We start from the raw sequence: 17,514 nt of genomic DNA on the forward strand, positions 1-17,514 counted from the left end.
TTTCGCATCAAATGTCATCGCTGTCCTGCGATGACATAGTCCACGCGATGGGCGTGTATTTATGCATCTTTCTCGCCGTACCTCGTCCTCTAAGCTAGCGCTTATTTGACGAGAAATATCATGAAAAAAACCTTAATTGTCGCACTTAGCGCTTTGACGCTGACTTCAATGGCTCACGCCGGCTCTTTGGAAACCAGTATCGGCAGTGAATACCTTGGATTGGATTTCAATCATCAAGTCAGCCCCAACATCAGTGTAACGGCTGATTTGCTGCATAATTTTGACCATGACGATACGATGGCCAGCGTTGGGATGGGCTATACCATGCCTTTAGGCGCGGCCAGTGTCACTGTTGGAGGGCGCGCCAATTGGCTAGCGCTGGATGGACATAGCGATGAAATGACGGTATCGGTGGGCGGCGATTTGCAGATTCCATTAGGCGAATCCTTGGCGCTGTACGGCAACGCCTATTGGGGCCCTTTGGCAACAGGCAAAGTCGATTCTAGCTTTGACGGCCGCGTGGGCGTGAATTGGCGTATCAATAAAGCCGTCGCTTTGGACGCCGGTTATCGTTATTCAACCGTTGAATTTGATAACGGTCACCAACACGATCTGGCCGATGGCGCGTATGCGGGTGTTCGCGTGATGTTTTAATAAGTATATGGCTGCGAATCAATCTGCAATTGATTTTTAGCCATATACCTAAGTATTGCTAGTAATAGGGATGAGGCGTATTGGTTTTAATCACGCCCATCCCTTTGATCGTTGATGTGATGTTGGGCTCGTTTTTAAACGACACCGTGCCGATCCCAAACAACTTCACATCAGCCTTGGCGGCTTCGCCAACCGCGACGCTACCCGTTCCGCCGCTGACAATGTCGATCTTGTTGTGCACGTTGGGAATGTAAACCGAGCCGACTCCGAAGTTTTCTACCTCTGCACTGACGACATAACTGGTCAAGACATCGACGTTACCCGCACCGCGATTACTCACGCTGATGTGCTGCAGATTAGGGCATTGCACTTTGATGTGACCACTGCCGTTATTTTCAACCTTGTTTAGCCCATTCGATTGTCCTGTGCTTGGGAATGCCGAGTTAAAAATAAGGGCGGGCATTTGCTGGCCGACCTCCTGTTGCGTGAGCAGTTTGATAATGCCTTGGCTGAGAAGTTCTTGATCCAGTGCCTCAAGTAGTGCCGAGTCGACTTCAACGCTGGCCTTGGGTGCACAAAACTGTTTGATATTCACCGTGCCATAGTTTTGCAAAGTATCGCCAGACGTAGTCAGCGTGATGGTGACCATTTTGCCGCTAGGCTGAATCGCATCCTTGCTTTGCAGCGCAAAATTAAACGCCGCTGGACCACTATTGATCACAAAATGCGGGTTGGGTTTGGCCAACAAGACCGTTGCGCTACCGAGCGCCAATACCGCCAGCACACTGCCGGGAAAGAGCCATTTCTTCAGGTTTTTCATGATGAATTTCCTCAATTAAGCGCTTTGGCCGGTTTTGCGCCGCCAGATCAGCGCGGCGAGGCATAGGGCGCTGACGGTCAGCGCGATGGCAAAAGCCGGGTTGGTGACAAAGCGGGTGAGCGTAGTCATTTGCTCGGGCAGATTGATGTTTTCCGCGCCCAGAAAATCGAGGAGCTGGGCTTGCTCCATCACGCCAAACAGGCCGGAAAAATAGATCTCGACAAATTTACTGGCTGGCGCGTGGTTTGTTTGTTGAAACAGCAAGATCTGAAGTAGTAGCCCGCCAATCAGCACCAAGGCCATTCCCCAGCGGCGTATCACGCTATTGCCCAGCGCCAGCAGCAGTACCAGCGGCGAAAACCACAGCAAGGTCAGTAAGCCTTGCAAGCTGCTGCCGACGAAGGCCAGAACGAGATTTTTCGCCTGCACAATATTGATGCTGGCCAACCACAGTGGCGCAGACAGTAGTAAATTCAGCGCAATCGCCGACACAATCGCCATCAGCGGCAGCAGCAAGCCGTTCATCAATACCGGCGCGATGACGGCGGCGCGCTCATCGATCGGTAGCGAGCGCCAGAAGGCGAGCGATTTATCGTCTTTATCGCGGTACGGCAGGCCGGGTATCGTCAGCAGCACGCCGATCAGCGCCAGAAAAAACACGCAGGACGATTGCATATTAATGACCATGCTGGCGATTTTGATCGTATCGGGCAGCTCGGCGTCGTTCAACTGCGGAATGCCGCCATTGAGTAGCACCAGATACACCAGCGCCCACACCACCACGGGCGACCACAACCCCAAAATCAACCACGAACGACGATGCTGCATCCACTCGCGCAGCATAAGGGTTTTAAACTGTTGCATGACGCTCTCCTTGGCTTAGGGCGACAAATAAATCGGCTAGCTCAACGCGGAAGGTTTGGCCGAGTGAGGCCAGTTCAGTCGGGAAGTTGCCAGCAAAAATCGCGCATTCACCGCCCATTTGGCGAAAACGGTGCAGCGGCGCTGCGGCGGTGACTGCTTCGCTGTGCTCGGCGCCAAAGCGCAGGCCGATATAGCGCTCTTCCAGATTGCACAGCTGATCGTGCAGAACCAGCGCGCCGTGATGAATCATCATCACGTCCGACAATAGATTTTCGATTTCGTCGATTTGGTGCGTGGCGATCAGCACGGTGCGCTCGTCATTGCACCAGTCGCTAACCAGCATGTCGTAAAACGCTTTGCGCGCTGGAATATCCAGCCCCAAGGTCGGTTCGTCCAAAATCATTAATTTGGCGTCAATCGCGCTGATGATCGCCAAATGCAATTGCACAATCATGCCGCGTGATAGTTGTTTGACTTTGGATTCGAGCTTGATCGTCGTGCGCGCTAATTTTTGCTGCGCCAATTCGCGGTCAAATTTTGGATGTAGGCCGCTCATCAATTGCAGCAATTGCTGCACTTCAATCCACGGCGGCAAGATCGCGACGTCGGGGATGTAGCTGACGTGCTCTAGCATCGCTTCGCGTTGCGTGCGTGGGTTAAAGCCCAGAATATTGATCTCGCCGCTAAACGGAATCAGCCCCATCATCGCCTGCATCAAGGTCGTTTTGCCCGCGCCATTGCTGCCCAGCAGGCCAATAATGCGGCCACTTTCCAGTTGGAACGACACATCGTGCAGCGCTTTTTTGGCGCCGTAGCTCACGGATAAATTCTGAATCGTCACTAATTCGCTCATCACCTTACTCCTTATCCGTCCACTGCAAATCGCTGGGGCCTAGCCCAAGACGACGTAATTTGGCGGCCAACAGCGGCCATTCGCTGCTTAAAAACCGTTCACGCTCGGTGGCGCGCAATCGCTCGCTGGCATTGGGTAAGACAAACATGCCCAAGCCGCGACGGCTCTCCAGCAAACCGGCGTCGACCATAGACTGCAAGGCTCGGTTGACTGTTAATGGGTTCAGTCCGTACTCGGCCGCTAGCACGCGCACCGATGGCATCGCTTCGCCTTCGGGTGGTATGCCATCGAGCAAAGCCTGCCCCAAGCGATCGGCCAGCTGCAGATAGATCGGCGATTGATTATTCCAGTCCGTCATTGATCTGTGCTTGTGTGTTAGTTATGTAGCACACTATATTTAATGCTGAATATGTTTGCAAGGAAAAGATTGCTTATCTTTAAATTGAAAGGGTATGTCTCTGTTGGTTTTTATAAACGTGCCGTATGGTTTTATACATATGGTGGGTATTTTGATGAAGCAGCTGCGCTGCAAGGTGTGCGCTGATAAGAAGGAGGGGGAAACAGGCGATCTGCAAAATCGCCTGTTGGATCAGCTTAGTTAGGCTGAAGCTAGGTAGCTGGTGCTTATGCAAAAATGCGCAGTGTATTGGCGTCGAAGTTGCTCATGCTCGGCAAGATAAGATCACGATCCGAATCGCTAGCGCCGAACCATTTGGCCAATGACCATGCCAGTTGATCGGTGGCAAAGTCGGGAATCAGGCGGCCCTGGCCAATATCATCCGGGCCGCCGACGCGAGGTTCAATTTTCCGGCCCCAGATTTGCCCGCCTTTGACTGCGCCGCCCATCACCAGATGGTGGCCGCCCCAACCGTGATCGGAGCCATCACCGTTGGACGCCAAGCTGCGGCCAAATTCAGAGGCCGTAAACGTGGTTACTTGGTTGGCTAAGCCCATGCTGTTGAGTGAATTGTAAAAGGCCAACATGGCATCGTTTACTTTGCTCAATAGTTCTGGGTAGTCGGCATTTAAGTCGTCGTGCAAGTCAAAGCCGCCGAGCGAAACCATAAAGACTTGTCGGCTATTACCCAGCATAGTGCGAGCAGAAATCATTCTGCTGACGGCTTTGAGCTGATCGGCTAATGAATTGCCTGCAGGAAAGCCACTCGGGTCAGTCACCGATTTATAGGTGTTGGCCAGAAAATCAGACGTTGCAATGCCGCGCTTGCACGTTTCGCTATACACATTGGATAGCTCATTGCTTTGCACTTGCGTCATTAAGCTCATCAAATCGTCACGGAAATTGGCATTGCCCCAGCGCGCATTGACGCCAGAGAGTAATTGGGTGGGTTTTGCTCCCGTGCCAATCGTGAACGCCGCAGTTTGTTTGCCGCTTAAAAAGACTTTGGCCCCGTTGACCATAATGCAGCTCAAAGCGGCATTGCTATTATTGCTTTGGTACAAATCGCCGATGCGCCCACCCCAACCTTGGCCGGCGCCTTCCGCGGCGCCCGATAGCCACACATTGGTTTGGTCATTGTGTGACATCAGTTTGGGTGGCAAAGGCACGGCATTATTGACAAATTGGCTTTTGCTCGTCGGCACGACTAAGGGGCCAATATTGCTAATCACGCCCAGTTGCCCGCTGTCATACAGCCCTTTCAAACCCAGTAGCTCTGGCGCCAAAGCCATTTGGCGGCCACTGCCATCGGGGGTATTTAGCGCGGTACTGCTAAGGCGATCGCGAGCAATCGCCAGCGATTGGCGAATGGAGGCGTATTGGCTGTGGCTGCTTAAATCGTAGGGAATCAGCAAATTGTGGCTGTCGCTACCGCCCGCAAGGTAGACGCAAACGAGGGCTTTATAATCGCTAGGGGTGGTCGCGGCGACCGCTTCGCCGAGGATAGATAAATTCAGTGCTAAAGGTGCCGCCGCTCCTGCCACGCCCAGCATGCCGGCACGGCGTAAAAATTCGCGACGAGATAGATTCATTTCCATGGGTATATCCTTGCTACTGCTTACTTCAGTACTTGAGCTTCTGGGCTCATCAAGACCAGCAAAATCGCTGCTTTAACTCGATTGAGTTGTTGTTTGGCCGGGTCTTTGTCGCTGATTTTGAGTACGCTTTGGCTGATGTGCGTTTTGCTGGTGCTGCTCAGTTGCCCTGCCAGTAGCAGCAGATTAAGGTGTTCGAGCAAATCATCGATGTTATTGACCAGATTTAATTCCGTGCTCAGATCTAGGCTTAAGCCAGTATTGGCTGTATCGCGTTGATAATTGCCGCCTGCATCGTAATACGTGCGGCAGGTATATGAGCCGACATCGTCTAAAATCAGCGCGTAATTATTGGCCTGATTGAGAACGCTTTGCTCGTTCATAATCTGTAGTTCAGGCGCTGCTTTTCCCTGATTCAAAAGGGCTGAATTGGGCGGAATATAGCCAGGGCGGAAAAAGTTAAACACGCTCGGTGCGTTAAGCGGCTGCTGGCCAAATGCATTGGCACGGGTTAAACGCCACTGCCCATCTGGGCTGGTAAATTTGAGTGAACGAAAGAACTGGCCTATCCGCACCATAGGCTCGATTGCTTTACCAGCGAAGGCATCGCTCAAATTGGGCGCGCTGCGCGCTTCAGAGTCTAGCAAGACGGCGATCAGCACCGCTTTTAAATCGCCGCGGATACCTTGGCCATTATCGGCAAAAGCCGCAGCAACACGGCTGATGTAGGCTGGGCTTGGGTTGCTGCAAACAAAACGCTGGATCAGTTGTTTGCCAATAAAGGGTCCCACATTCGGGTGATTAAATAAGGTGTCGAGCGCCGTTTTTAGCGAGCTTTGCCCATCGGTATTGGCCGCAATCCGAGCACCTAAGAAGTTCTTTTCTAAAGTGGAATGCCTTTTGGGGTCTAGCTGCATTGGGCGGCGAACCGGTTCTGGATCGGGCTGCGAAGATGAGTAATCCAGTGGCGAGCTCCAGCCGGTAAATACGCGCGCTAAATTGCTCACAGTGTCGAGCGAATAGGTTTCAATTGGCTGGCCTTGACCGTCATGCTTAATCGATCCATCTTGATTTAGTTCGTATAAACCAATGCTAAACAGCTGCATGATTTCGCGCGCATAGTTTTCATCGGGTTGGCGATTGGTTTTGAGATCTTCTTTTTGATTACCCCAGGTGCCCAGCATGCGACCCATAGCTACATTCAGTGTTACATCTTCCAATAGCTGCCTGAAATTACCAAAGGCATTGCGCTCTAATAAATCCATATACGCGGCAAGAGCGTGGACTTTGAGTGACATTGGCACTTTCACACCAGCCCAATTAACCACAAAAATTTCGGATAAGGCCAGCGTCATGCGTTGGCGAAGCACATCGGGAGAATTGGCGATACGCTTCCACAGCAAATTGTCGATTTGCTCGGTAAGCCGAGCAAAAGAGGTGGGATCGGTATTTTTGAGCTGCGTCGCCTCATCCCAGCGGCTTAAACCCTGAGGCATCCCCAATTGCTCGGTAAGCCACGACTCATAGCCATTAAGCATCAGCGCGCGGCGCGCATTGGCATCGCCGCCAAAGCCAGCTTGCGCCAAAAAGCGCGCAGCTTCAGCCTCTGTTGCTGGTTTGCTAATACGCTTAAGTGGGAGATAAGAGCTGTTATCGCCCCCACTCCCGCTAGTGCTGTTGGTTCCGTTATTGGTGCTAGAGCCGCTGCTGGTACTACCTAAGCTACTCTCACTTCCACCACCGCCACCACAGGCAGTTAGAATCGCGGCGGTACTGGCAATCCATGCTTTGGTATTAATCGATCCGGTTTCTTTGTTTAAAACAATTGCTTCATCTGACGACATGCGACGGCTGCTAATTTTAGATAATTAGCAAATACTAACACTTGGTATGGGGGTTTTTTATCGAGTCTCGGATATGCTTGTGAAATGGCACACATTGGCCGATTTTTGTAGCTTTAACCTTGCTAAGATATTGAAATTTAAACCATTTGCTTGGGTAAGGTTTTTTGTTTTATGTCACCGACTAGCTTTCTTTTTTTCAAGATTAGGGGCTGATTTTGGTAAGAAATGAAGGTGTAATTCAAGCTGAAGATAAGCTTTATATGTTAGTGAGAGTGAGCGCAGGTCTCGATTTATGATTAAAGCCATGGTCTGCTTGAAAGTTTCATAAACTATGCATAAATTTTGCTGCACGAGGTGAACAGTAGAGACCAAATCCTCGTTGACTCATTAGAGTCATCGGAAGGAGAAACGGCGAGCCTAGGCTCGCCGTTTTGGTTTTACAGTGCTGCGGTGAGGATTTGGCGGGCGATTTCTGGGGTGAGATCGCCTTTTTCACCAATCGCAGTCATGCCATGTTTTTCCAGCTGCGCGACGACGGCGTCGATGGCTTCCTTGCCAAGGCCGTAATCGGCCAGCTTGGTTTTGATACCCATCGCTTCAAAGAACTCGGCCGTTTTGGCAATCGCCGCATCGATGCGCTGCTCGTCGCTGCCATCACGGATGCCCCACACGCGTTCGGCGTATTGCAGCAATTTGGCGTGTTTGCTGGCGCGGCGTACATGCAAATTGCCTGGCAATACGATGGCTAAGGTGCGGGCGTGGTCGATGTCATACAGCGCGGTGAGCTCGTGGCCAATCAGATGCGTTGACCAATCTTGCGGTACACCGGCGCCGATCAGGCCGTTCAGCGCTTGGGTAGCAACCCACATTAAATTGGCGCGCAAGTCGTAATCGTTCGGCGCGGCGAGCACTTTGGGGCCGATTTCGATTAAAGACTGGAGCAGGCCTTCGGCAAAGCGATCTTGCACCATGCCATTCACGGGGTAGGTCAGGTATTGCTCGACGATATGCACGTAAGCATCAACGACGCCGTTGGCAATTTGGCGTGTTGGCAGCGTTAGCGTTTTGGTCGGGTCCAAAATCGAGAATTGCGGGAACACATGCGCGCTCATAAAGGCCAATTTGCTTTGCGTGGCTTTGCGCGTAATCACTGAGCCATTGTTCATTTCTGAGCCGGTGGCAGGCAATGTGAGTACCGTGCCAAACGGCATTGCAGCCTGAACCACTTGGCCGTGCGTGGTTAGGATATCCCACGGCTCGCCTTCGAACGGCACTGCGGCAGCAACAAATTTAGTGCCATCGATCACCGAGCCGCCACCGACTGCGAGCAGATAATCGAGCTTTTCGCGGCGAATCAGCTCTACCGCTTGCATCAACGTTTCGTAGCTTGGGTTGGGCTCAATGCCGTTAAATTCGAGCACTTCACGCGCGCCCAGTGCTGCGCGTACTTCGGCCAGTGTGCCGTTTTTACGCGCGCTTTCGCCGCCGAGCAAGATCAATACGCGGGCGTTGGCCGGTACGAGTTGGTCGAGTTTGGCGATTGTGTCGGTGCCAAAAACGATTTTGGTCGGGTTGTGAAATTCAAAATTAAACATCAGGGTTTTCCTTTAATAGACCAGTCGTCTAGTTTTTTAGTAAAAAATAAGACCGCAGTACACTGCGATCTACTTGCTAACTTGCTGCATGATTGATTCAGCCCATTGAAGTCTTAACCTCGTTCGGTCTGAGCCTGTCGAAGGCCTTGAATTCATTCATAGTTCGACAAGCTCACCACGAACGAATTCAAATAGCAGAGGGCCGAATCAATGGCTTGGCTCGAGTTGCAATAACTTCAATGTGCTGTCCATTGCGCACGCCAGTGAGCTGTCTTCACGGCGCACTTTGGCCAGCAGCGTAGCGCCTAGCCACATTTGGTATAGCGTTTCGGCTGTTCGCTGAGGGTTGAGTGCCGCAGTGAGCGAACCATCGGCGATGCCTTCCTCAATGCATTGCGCCAAGCGTTTAATCAGCTGATCGGTGCCGCGTTTTAAGCTGATTCGCATCGCTTCGGATAAATCAGACACCTCAGCAGCCAATTTCACCGTGAGGCATTTTTCTTCACAGCAGTCGCCCGCTTGCGTTTCCAGCCAACGATCCCAATACGCAACCAAACGCTGCGCTGCACTTTGATCGTTGGCGGCCAGCATCAGCTCTAGTCGGCCAAAATAATCGTAAAAATACGAGTCGAGCAGCGCGGCCCCAAATGCTTCTTTGGATTTGAAGTAATGATAAAACGAGCCTTTGGGCACATTGGCTGCGGTCAAAATCTCATTTAATCCCACGGCGGAAAAACCTTTGCCGAGGATAATGGGTTTGGCCACGTCCAGAATATGTTGGCGCATTGAGTGGGTTTCGTTCTGCATGGCCGCATGATAATGCCAAACTAGACCAGTCGTCTAGTGTGGTAATTGAGCATACTTTATTTGTCTACGGGTTTTAATACAGTGCCAGGGTATTCTTACGTGTGTAATTTATATTCTAGTCAACAGATGTATACCTATTGCTTGCATGAAATATTATTCTTCCTTCTTTTATATTTTTAATTAATTACTTTATTAGTAATTTATTTGTTGATTTTGAGCTTGTTTTTTGCTCAAATATATTTCACCGTCATTTTAATTTGGGGCTTGAAATGAGCAATACCGTAAAAAAAATCGCCTATGCATTGGCTTTGAGTGGTCTGTGTAGCGCCGCGCAAGCGGATGGCAGCATGAATGAATCAATTAACAAAGCACTGCAGCCGACCGGCAGCGAGACTTCTTCTTCCGTGGTGGTGATTTATCCGGCCAAAAAAATCATTACGATGGAAAAATCCCAAGCGACTGCCGAAGCCGTTGCGGTGATGGGCAAGCGAATTGTTGCGGTGGGTAGCATTGAGCAATTAAAGAAACAAGCAGCGCGACATCCACATACGGTTTATCGCATCGATAATAGCTTGAAAGATAAAGTGGTTATGCCGGGCTTTATTGACCAGCATTTGCACCCCATTTTGGGCGGCCTGACTTTGGCGACCGAAGTGATTGCGACCGAAGACTGGAATATGCCGGGCAAAACCTACAAGGCGGCGAATACACCAGAAGAATATCAATCGCGCCTGAAGACCGCTGAAAAGGCATTGTCAGACCCTAACGAGCCATTGATTAGCTGGGGCTACCATAAGCTATGGCATGGCGAATTAACGCGCGCGAAGCTCGACCAAATTAGCAGCACGCGCCCGATTATCATTTGGCAGCGCTCTGCTCACGAAGTAATCTTAAATACTGCGGCGCTTAAATTACTCGATATTTCGGCGCAAGACGTCATGGGTAAGGGCTCGGCCAGCGAGATGTCCAACTACGCAGAAGGCCACTTCTGGGAGCAGGGCTTTATGAACACGAAGGTGATGCCAAGTGTCTTGGGCTTGATTGCTTCGCCAGAACGTTTGCGCTTTGGTTTGAAGCAAATGGTCGCTTACACCCACGCCAACGGCATCACGGCGTATAACGAGCCGGGCGCGATTGTGACGCCTGAAATGTGGAAACTGTACGAAGAAGTCTTGGGCGCGCCTGACACCCCAATGTATTCGACTTTCTTGGCGGACGGTCGCGGGATTGTCGATGCGGTCGGCTTGGATAGAGCACTGGACGCGGTTGAAGAAACCGTGGCTAAAGCACCAGAAGGCAGCGGTAGCAAGCTGATGTTCTTCCCGAAACAAATCAAATTGTTTGCCGATGGCGCGATTATTTCGCAGTTGATGCAAATGAAAGAGCCCTACACCGATGGTCACAAAGGTGAATGGATGATTAATCCGGATGAGCTTGAGCGTCGCGCCAAATTATTCTGGGATGCGGGCTATCAGCTGCATATCCACGTGAATGGCGATTTGGGTGCTGAAGTGTTGTTGGCTACCTTAGAAAAGCGCATCAAAGAAACTCCGCGTCAAGATCACCGCTTTGTTGTGGTGCATTACGCCAATACGACAGAAGCTCAAGTCGGGCGCTTTGCTAAAAATGGCGCGATCTTTAGTGTGAACCCATACTACCCAGTTGGCTTTGCCGATAAATACGCGGCGGGCTTAGGTAAAAAACGCGCTGATGTGATGGTCAGAAATGCGTCGATTTTGAAACACACCCAGCATTTATCTTTCCACTCAGATTTGCCAATGGCGCCAGCTGATCCATTGTTTTTGGCTTGGTCAGGCGTGAATCGGATTACGCCAAGTGGCCGTGTGGCGGGGCCAGAACAGCGAATTGGTGTCGATGCAGCTTTGCGTGCGATTACGATTGAAGCGGCGTATTCATGGCGCAAAGAAGATCTGATTGGCTCAATCAAGCCAGGAAAGATTGCCAACTTTACCGTGCTTGAGCAAGACCCGTACAAAGTCGATCCGAAAAAACTCAAAGACATCCCTGTTTGGGGAACGGTGTTTGAGGGTAAATTATTCCCTGTACCTGCTGAAAATAAACGCAAACAAGCGAGCGCAGCGCCAGCGGCAATCGCTCCTATGGCGTTAAATGTGAATGCTGAAGATCAGCGGCGCATTAAGGCTGAAACGGATAATTGCCAGCTAGGTACATTGGCATCGATGGCGGCTACGGCGTATTCGCTCAATTTAGCCAAAGCCAAGTAAAGCGATTTACTCCCACAGCCCCTTGCTCGCAAGGGGCTTTTTGCTGCCTGTCGTTTCGGCATTAGTTAAGGCTAGCGAGGCAGGGAGGCAAGGTCTATATCCTGTTAGAGAACAGGAGAGCCGCATGAGCCCAGAACAAGCCCTGAAAACCATGCACGATTTATTGCGGATGATGATTCAGCATAAAGCGTCCGATTTATTTATTGCTGATGATTTCCCGCCTGCGATGAAGATTAACGGCAAGATGACGCCGGTGGGGCAGCAAAAGCTCAATGCCGTTGCAACGCGGGCCTTGGCTTACGCGATTATGCGGCCCGATCAGCGTGCCGAATTTGAAGAAGAATTTGAATGCAATTTCGCGATCAGCCCCGAAGGCATCGGGCGCTTTCGCGTGAATGTGTTTATGCAGCAAGAAAAAGTCGGCATGGTGCTGCGCACGATCACCAGCAAGATCCCCAATTTCGATGAAATGGGGCTGCCGAAGATTTTAAAAGAAGTGATGATGAGCAAGCGCGGGCTGGTGCTGCTGGTGGGCGGCACTGGTTCGGGTAAATCAACGACGATGGCGGCGATGATTGATTATCGCAATGAAAACAGCCACGGCCATATCATCACGATTGAAGACCCCGTTGAATACCTGCATAAAAACAAAAACTGTCTGATTACACACCGCGAAGTCGGGCGCGATACCAAGGGCTGGTTTAATGCGCTGAAAAACACGCTACGCCAAGCGCCGGATGTGATTTTGATTGGCGAGATTCGCGACCGTGAAACAATGGAATACGCGATGAATTTCGCCGAAACCGGCCATTTGTGCATGGGCACGCTGCACGCGAATAGCTCAAATCAGGCACTCGAGCGGATTGTGAATTTCTTCCCCGAAGAGCGCCACCCGCAACTGTATATGGATTTATCGCTGAATATGCGCGGCATTATCTCGCAACGCTTGGTGCCGACGCCCGACGGGAAGGGGCGCTGCGCTGCGATTGAGATTTTGCTCAATACGCCGCTGGTCGCCGATATGATTTTCAAAGGCGACGTTGGCGGCGTGAAAACCGCGATGCAAAAATCGCGCGAGCTAGGCATGCAGACCTTTGATATGGCGCTATTTGATTTGTACGAAGCGGGCAAAATCAGCATGGAAGAAGCGCTGAAAAATGCCGACTCGCTGAACGAATTGCGTTTGAATATTAAGCTCAATAGCAAGCATCATCGCAAAGAAGAGCACAGTAGCGGCTTGGATCATTTGTCGCTGGAAGTGCACGAAGAGCCTGAAGTGGTGGAAGAGGGCGCTGAGGGTGAGAAAAAAGAATAGGGGGTATGCGTTGCTAGGTTAATAAGGCGTTGATCTTTATTAATATACCTAATAAAAAAGCGATCTCTGTAGAGATCGCTTTTTTCTAACTAGCTACTTAGCGCCTTAAGCCAATTGGCCGTGGCACTGTTTGTATTTCTTGCCTGAACCACATGGGCATGGATCGTTACGACCTACGCCGCTGAACTGGATTTTCGGGCCGCCTTCTTGTTGCATTGCTGCCATCAAGACTTCACGGATTTTTTCTTCATCGCCGCTTGCCAATACCGCTTCGATATCAGCGTGGGTAAATTGCATTGCCGATTCCGGAATTGCGTGTTGCTCAACGGCTTGTACATCTTCAGGGCTACGTACTTGCACCGTCATCACGATCTGCAAGACATTGCGCTTGATTTGCTCGAGCAAGGCGGAGAACAGCTCAAATGCTTCGCGCTTGTATTCTTGCTTCGGATTTTTCTGCGCGTAGCCACGCAGGTGGATACCTTGGCGCAGATGATCCAAGGCCGACAAATGTTCGCGCCAGTATTGGTCTACGTGCTGCAGCAAGACTGAGCGCTCGAAGTTGCGGAAGTTGGTTTCCGATGCTTGCTCTACTTTCGCGTCGTACGCGGCTTTGGCAGCCGCCACTACGCGCGCTTTCATCTCTTCGATACTCAGCGTTTTCTCGTTCTCAACCCAGTCGCTAACGTTCACGCCAACGTGCAATTCGTTCATCGCACGCTCAAGGCCTTCGGCGTCCCACAACTCTGGCATTGAATCGGGTGGTAGGTATTGGTCAACGACCTCACTCACATAGCTATCGCGCATCGCGGCGATGGTAGCGGCCACTTCGCTGCTTTCCAGAATTTCATTACGCTGGCTGTAGATCGCTTTGCGCTGCTCGTTCGCGACATCATCGTATTCGAGCAATTGTTTACGCATATCGAAGTTACGGCCTTCGACTTTACGCTGCGCAGATTCAATCGCACGCGACACCATACCGGCTTCGATCGGCTCGCCTTCTGGCATTTTCAGCTTGTCCATCACGAAGGCCACGCGATCACCAGCGAAAATACGCAGCAAAGTGTCTTCGAGTGACAGGTAGAAGCGGCTAGAGCCCGGGTCACCTTGACGACCTGAACGACCACGTAACTGATTGTCGATACGACGTGAGTCGTGACGCTCGGTACCGATGATGTGCAAACCTCCTGCCGCCAACACCGCATCGTGCTTCACTTGCCACTCGGCTTTCAGTGCGGTGATTTGTGCCGCTTTTGCCGCTTCGTCTAGGCTTTCATCGGCTTCGATGTCTTTAATTTCACGCTCGATACTGCCGCCCAACACGATGTCGGTACCGCGACCGGCCATATTGGTAGCGATGGTGACCTGACCCGCGCTACCGGCTTGCGCGACGATTTGCGCTTCTTTAGCGTGGTGTTTGGCGTTCAAGACATTATGTGCGATGCCTTCTTTGGTCAGAATGTTAGACAGCAATTCTGATTGTTCAATCGACGTGGTACCAACCAGCGTAGGCTGGCCGCGTTCTACGCAGCCTTTAATGTCTTTGATGATCGCGTTGTATTTTTCGTTCGCAGTTTTGAATACCTGATCTTGTCTATCATCGCGAATCATCGGTTTATTGGTCGGGATAATCACCGTTTCCAAACCGTAGATTTGCTGGAATTCGTACGCTTCAGTATCCGCCGTACCGGTCATGCCCGATAGCTTGCTGTACATACGGAAGTAGTTTTGCAGCGTAACCGTCGCCAGTGTTTGGTTTTCTTGCTGGATTTCAACGCCTTCTTTGGCTTCAACGGCTTGGTGCAAGCCTTCAGACCAACGACGGCCCGACATCAAACGGCCCGTGTGTTCGTCAACGATGATCACTTCACCGTCCATCACCACATAGTGTTGGTCTTTCACGAACAAGGCGTGTGCACGCAGCGCAGCATTTAAATGGTGAATCAGGCTGATGTGCGCCGCGGCGTACAAGCTATCGCCCTCTGGCAACAAGCCCATTTGCGTCAGGATTTCTTCCACGTGCTCATGACCGCTTTCTGACAGCATGACCGTGTGCGCTTTTTCGTCAACCCAGTAATCACCTTCGCCGTCTTCAGCTTCTTGGCGCTTGAGTTGGCTAGGAATCGAGTTCATCGCCAAATACAAATCGGTATTGTCGTCCGCTGGGCCAGAAATAATCAGCGGGGTACGCGCTTCGTCGATCAGAATCGAATCCACCTCGTCGACGATGGCGAAATTCAAGCCACGTTGTACGCGTTCTTCAACGCTAAACACCATATTGTCGCGCAGGTAGTCAAAGCCGAATTCGTTATTGGTACCGTAGGTAATATCGCAGGCGTAAGCCGCCTTTTTGTCTTCGTGCGCCATTTGACCCAGGTTCACACCACAAGTCAGACCCAAGAAGTTAAACAACTTGCTCATCTGATTGCAGTCACGCTGTGCCAAGTAATCATTCACCGTAATCACGTGAACGCCGTTGCCAGTTAAGGCATTGAGGTAAGCGGCCAAAGTCGCCACCAGCGTTTTACCTTCACCGGTACGCATTTCGGAAATCTTGCCTTGGTGGTGCACCAGACCACCAATAAGCTGCACGTCAAAGTGACGCATGCCCAAAGCGCGCTTACCGCCTTCACGGCACACTGCGAATGCTTCGGGCAGAATTTGATCGAGGGTTTCGCCTTTAGCGAGACGAGCCTTGAATTCATCGGTTTTGCCACGTAGTTCGGCGTCAGATAAAGCGGAGATTGACGGCTCTAGCGCATTAATCTGCTTGACGATGGCACCGTATTGCTTCAACAAACGGTCGTTACGGCTTCCAAATACTTTTTTCAGCAGATTCGAGATCATATTGCTACCACATGACGGCCTCGATGAGGCTCAGTTTTTATTAATCGACAAAGGCCTATGCCCAATTGCGGGCTGGCTGACCTTAGTTGGCTCCACCCTGCCTATTTTTCAAGGCTTACTTAGTGACTTGTGCATAGTTGGATTGACCCGCGTCAAGAAAGCGCATTGGATTTTGCGCCACGCCGCGGTAGCGGATTTCAAAATGCAGGTGAGGCCCGGTTGAGCGCCCGGTGCTACCGAGCAAAGCCACTCTTTGGCCCACTTGCACCGTGTCTCCCACTTTGACCAACAGTTGGCTCGCGTGAGCATAACGGCTGGTTAAGTCTTTACCATGATCAAGCTCGACCATATTACCATATTGAGGGTGGTAAGCTGCATACACGACCCTACCTGTGGCGGCGGCTACAATAGGGGTGCCAGTATCACCCTGATAATCGATGCCTTCGTGAAATACTTGTGTGCCGCGAAATGGGTCAACGCGCCAGCCAAAGCTCGATGATTGAGGTGCGATCTTTAGTGGCGAATGGCGCGGTAAATAGCTCGCGTCGGGCGTCATTAAAATGGCTTCGGCGAGTGTGAGTTGGTCTATCATCGCGGCCATTTTGGCGTCGGTGTCTTGCAGCAATTGTCGCAGGCCAGACACCGCAAAAGGCTGGCCGTTGTACGCTAATCCGCCTTGCGGTGCATCGGTTTTGCTTAAAAAGGGTTTAATATCAATACCGGTTTTATCGCCCACCCGATTGGCTAAGCCATCAAGCCGCGTGAGTTTGGCTTGTAATTGCCCGACTTGGACTGCAAGTGCATCAATTTCATTTTGCCTTGCGTGTTGCCCGGGCATCAGACGCAATAGAGGTTCAACCCGATTGGGTGCAAATAACATACCCAGGCCAAAAGCGGCCGCACCGATTAATATCGTCAGCGCCAAGCCAATGATGCTGAGCTCGCGCGGCCCGAGTGAAATGGCTTTATCGAGCCGATGTGAGACCACAATGATATTCATTGGAATCCTTGTTAATGAGTAAAACAGCTAATTTTTCACAACTGGTCGATGGTGATTACCAGCTCAAACGCTTGGTAAAACAGCTTGATCAGTACAACCAGTTGCTCAATATTGTGCGCTCTGCCGTAGCGCCTGAATTAGCGCGAGTCTGCCAAGGTACGGCTTGGTCGGGTTCATCCTTGCTCGTTGCGGTGCCCAGCAGCGCGGCAGCGACGCGTTTGCGACAGGCTGAACCCGCTATTTTGGCCGCACTGGCCCAAGCTGGTGTGCACGCTACCGCAATCCGCGCCAAGGTGCAAGTGGCGCTGCAGCAAGGAAATCCGCTACAAACCAAGAGCTTACGAATGACTGCACCAGCGAAAGCGGCTTTTTCTGAGCTGCAATCTCAGGTTGACGACCCAGAATTAAAAGCCGCCTTGGCGAATTTACTGCGTCACCATAAATAAAATTTTGCGTCTGTCGCGGGCAAAAAAAACGGGCGCCGATTTTGCAAAAGGCGCCCGGTCAACAGGGAGGAGATGAGCAAAATGCACACTATGCATTGCACACTTAATGATCAGAGTATGGGCGTACCCCATGGTTCCCAAGGGGTGGTGTAAATATTCACGCATTGCCTTGTTCTGCCTTGTCGCGTTGTATTTATACCCACTTTCACCCGTCAAATTTGAATTAAATTT

Annotated in this window: 14 protein-coding genes; 4 read left to right on the forward strand and 10 right to left on the reverse strand. The window is 51.2% G+C overall.

Annotated features, from left to right (window positions below):
• Positions 1-120: 120 nt before the first annotated feature.
• Positions 121-654: a YfaZ family protein gene (locus tag NT239_10415; protein XGA70200.1), complete on the forward strand. Its 534-nt coding sequence runs from the start codon at positions 121-123 to the stop codon at positions 652-654.
• 58 nt (positions 655-712) lie between these two features.
• Here NT239_10415 and NT239_10420 read toward each other — a convergent pair whose 3' ends face one another.
• The 8 genes from NT239_10420 to NT239_10455 all read right to left on the reverse strand — a co-directional run bounded on the left by NT239_10420 (position 713) and on the right by NT239_10455 (position 9,408).
• Positions 713-1,474: a hypothetical protein gene (locus NT239_10420; protein ID XGA70201.1), complete on the reverse strand. Its 762-nt coding sequence runs from the start codon at positions 1,472-1,474 to the stop codon at positions 713-715.
• Between the two features lie 15 nt (positions 1,475-1,489).
• Positions 1,490-2,338, reverse strand: a complete 849-nt coding sequence (locus NT239_10425; protein ID XGA70202.1) for a hypothetical protein — start codon at positions 2,336-2,338, stop codon at positions 1,490-1,492.
• Positions 2,325-3,191, reverse strand: coding sequence for an ABC transporter ATP-binding protein (locus NT239_10430; protein ID XGA70203.1), 867 nt, complete (start codon positions 3,189-3,191; stop codon positions 2,325-2,327). Before NT239_10430 ends, NT239_10425 begins: the two co-directional genes overlap by 14 nt.
• 4 nt (positions 3,192-3,195) lie before the next feature.
• Positions 3,196-3,549, reverse strand: coding sequence for a GntR family transcriptional regulator (locus NT239_10435; GenBank protein ID XGA70204.1), 354 nt, complete (start codon positions 3,547-3,549; stop codon positions 3,196-3,198).
• Between the two features lie 266 nt (positions 3,550-3,815).
• Positions 3,816-5,186 carry a DUF1501 domain-containing protein gene (locus NT239_10440; GenBank protein XGA70205.1) on the reverse strand — a complete coding sequence of 457 codons (1,371 nt, stop codon included), beginning with the start codon at positions 5,184-5,186 and terminating at the stop codon, positions 3,816-3,818.
• A gap of 20 nt (positions 5,187-5,206) precedes the next feature.
• Positions 5,207-7,027, reverse strand: coding sequence for a DUF1800 domain-containing protein (locus NT239_10445; GenBank protein ID XGA70206.1), 1,821 nt, complete (start codon positions 7,025-7,027; stop codon positions 5,207-5,209).
• Positions 7,028-7,464: 437 nt separating this feature from the next.
• Positions 7,465-8,622, reverse strand: a complete 1,158-nt coding sequence (locus NT239_10450; protein XGA70207.1) for an iron-containing alcohol dehydrogenase — start codon at positions 8,620-8,622, stop codon at positions 7,465-7,467.
• Positions 8,623-8,829: 207 nt separating this feature from the next.
• Complete coding sequence (locus tag NT239_10455) at positions 8,830-9,408, reverse strand: TetR/AcrR family transcriptional regulator (GenBank protein XGA70208.1); 579 nt, start codon at positions 9,406-9,408, stop codon at positions 8,830-8,832.
• 290 nt (positions 9,409-9,698) lie between these two features.
• Here NT239_10455 and NT239_10460 point away from each other — a divergent pair, with 290 nt between their 5' ends.
• The gene (locus NT239_10460; protein ID XGA70209.1) at positions 9,699-11,675 is read left to right on the forward strand and encodes an amidohydrolase; all 1,977 of its coding nucleotides are present in this window, start codon (positions 9,699-9,701) and stop codon (positions 11,673-11,675) included.
• Positions 11,676-11,799: 124 nt separating this feature from the next.
• Positions 11,800-12,990 carry a PilT/PilU family type 4a pilus ATPase gene (locus NT239_10465; protein ID XGA70210.1) on the forward strand — a complete coding sequence of 397 codons (1,191 nt, stop codon included), beginning with the start codon at positions 11,800-11,802 and terminating at the stop codon, positions 12,988-12,990.
• 105 nt (positions 12,991-13,095) lie between these two features.
• Here the strand turns inward: NT239_10465 and secA are convergent, their stop codons facing one another.
• Both secA and NT239_10475 read right to left on the reverse strand, forming a co-directional pair.
• Entirely contained in the window at positions 13,096-15,834 is a 2,739-nt protein-coding gene (gene secA, locus NT239_10470; protein XGA72799.1) for a preprotein translocase subunit SecA, read from the reverse strand.
• Positions 15,835-15,952: 118 nt separating this feature from the next.
• The gene (locus NT239_10475; protein XGA70211.1) at positions 15,953-16,837 is read right to left on the reverse strand and encodes a M23 family metallopeptidase; all 885 of its coding nucleotides are present in this window, start codon (positions 16,835-16,837) and stop codon (positions 15,953-15,955) included.
• 14 nt (positions 16,838-16,851) lie between these two features.
• On the opposite strand from NT239_10475, the gene NT239_10480 reads away from it, so the two are divergent.
• On the forward strand, positions 16,852-17,283 hold the full coding sequence (locus NT239_10480; GenBank protein ID XGA70212.1) for a DUF721 domain-containing protein: 432 nt from the start codon (positions 16,852-16,854) through the stop codon (positions 17,281-17,283).
• Positions 17,284-17,514: the final 231 nt, after the last annotated feature.

Source organism: Chitinibacter sp. SCUT-21 (assembly GCA_041874755.1).
In the GTDB taxonomy this organism is placed as follows: Bacteria; Pseudomonadota; Gammaproteobacteria; order Burkholderiales; family Chitinibacteraceae; genus Chitinibacter.

Excerpts from the sequence above, each read along its gene's own strand:
- NT239_10415 (XGA70200.1), top strand. The coding sequence starts at position 121 with ATGAAAAAAACCTTAATTGTCGCACTTAGCGCTTTGACGCTGACTTCA.
- NT239_10420 (XGA70201.1), bottom strand. The coding sequence starts at position 1,474 with ATGAAAAACCTGAAGAAATGGCTCTTTCCCGGCAGTGTGCTGGCGGTA.
- NT239_10425 (XGA70202.1), bottom strand. The coding sequence starts at position 2,338 with ATGCAACAGTTTAAAACCCTTATGCTGCGCGAGTGGATGCAGCATCGT.
- NT239_10430 (XGA70203.1), bottom strand. The coding sequence starts at position 3,191 with ATGAGCGAATTAGTGACGATTCAGAATTTATCCGTGAGCTACGGCGCC.
- NT239_10435 (XGA70204.1), bottom strand. The coding sequence starts at position 3,549 with ATGACGGACTGGAATAATCAATCGCCGATCTATCTGCAGCTGGCCGAT.
- NT239_10440 (XGA70205.1), bottom strand. The coding sequence starts at position 5,186 with ATGGAAATGAATCTATCTCGTCGCGAATTTTTACGCCGTGCCGGCATG.
- NT239_10445 (XGA70206.1), bottom strand. The coding sequence starts at position 7,027 with ATGTCGTCAGATGAAGCAATTGTTTTAAACAAAGAAACCGGATCGATT.
- NT239_10450 (XGA70207.1), bottom strand. The coding sequence starts at position 8,622 with ATGTTTAATTTTGAATTTCACAACCCGACCAAAATCGTTTTTGGCACC.
- NT239_10455 (XGA70208.1), bottom strand. The coding sequence starts at position 9,408 with ATGCGCCAACATATTCTGGACGTGGCCAAACCCATTATCCTCGGCAAA.
- NT239_10460 (XGA70209.1), top strand. The coding sequence starts at position 9,699 with ATGAGCAATACCGTAAAAAAAATCGCCTATGCATTGGCTTTGAGTGGT.
- NT239_10465 (XGA70210.1), top strand. The coding sequence starts at position 11,800 with ATGAGCCCAGAACAAGCCCTGAAAACCATGCACGATTTATTGCGGATG.
- NT239_10475 (XGA70211.1), bottom strand. The coding sequence starts at position 16,837 with ATGAATATCATTGTGGTCTCACATCGGCTCGATAAAGCCATTTCACTC.
- NT239_10480 (XGA70212.1), top strand. The coding sequence starts at position 16,852 with ATGAGTAAAACAGCTAATTTTTCACAACTGGTCGATGGTGATTACCAG.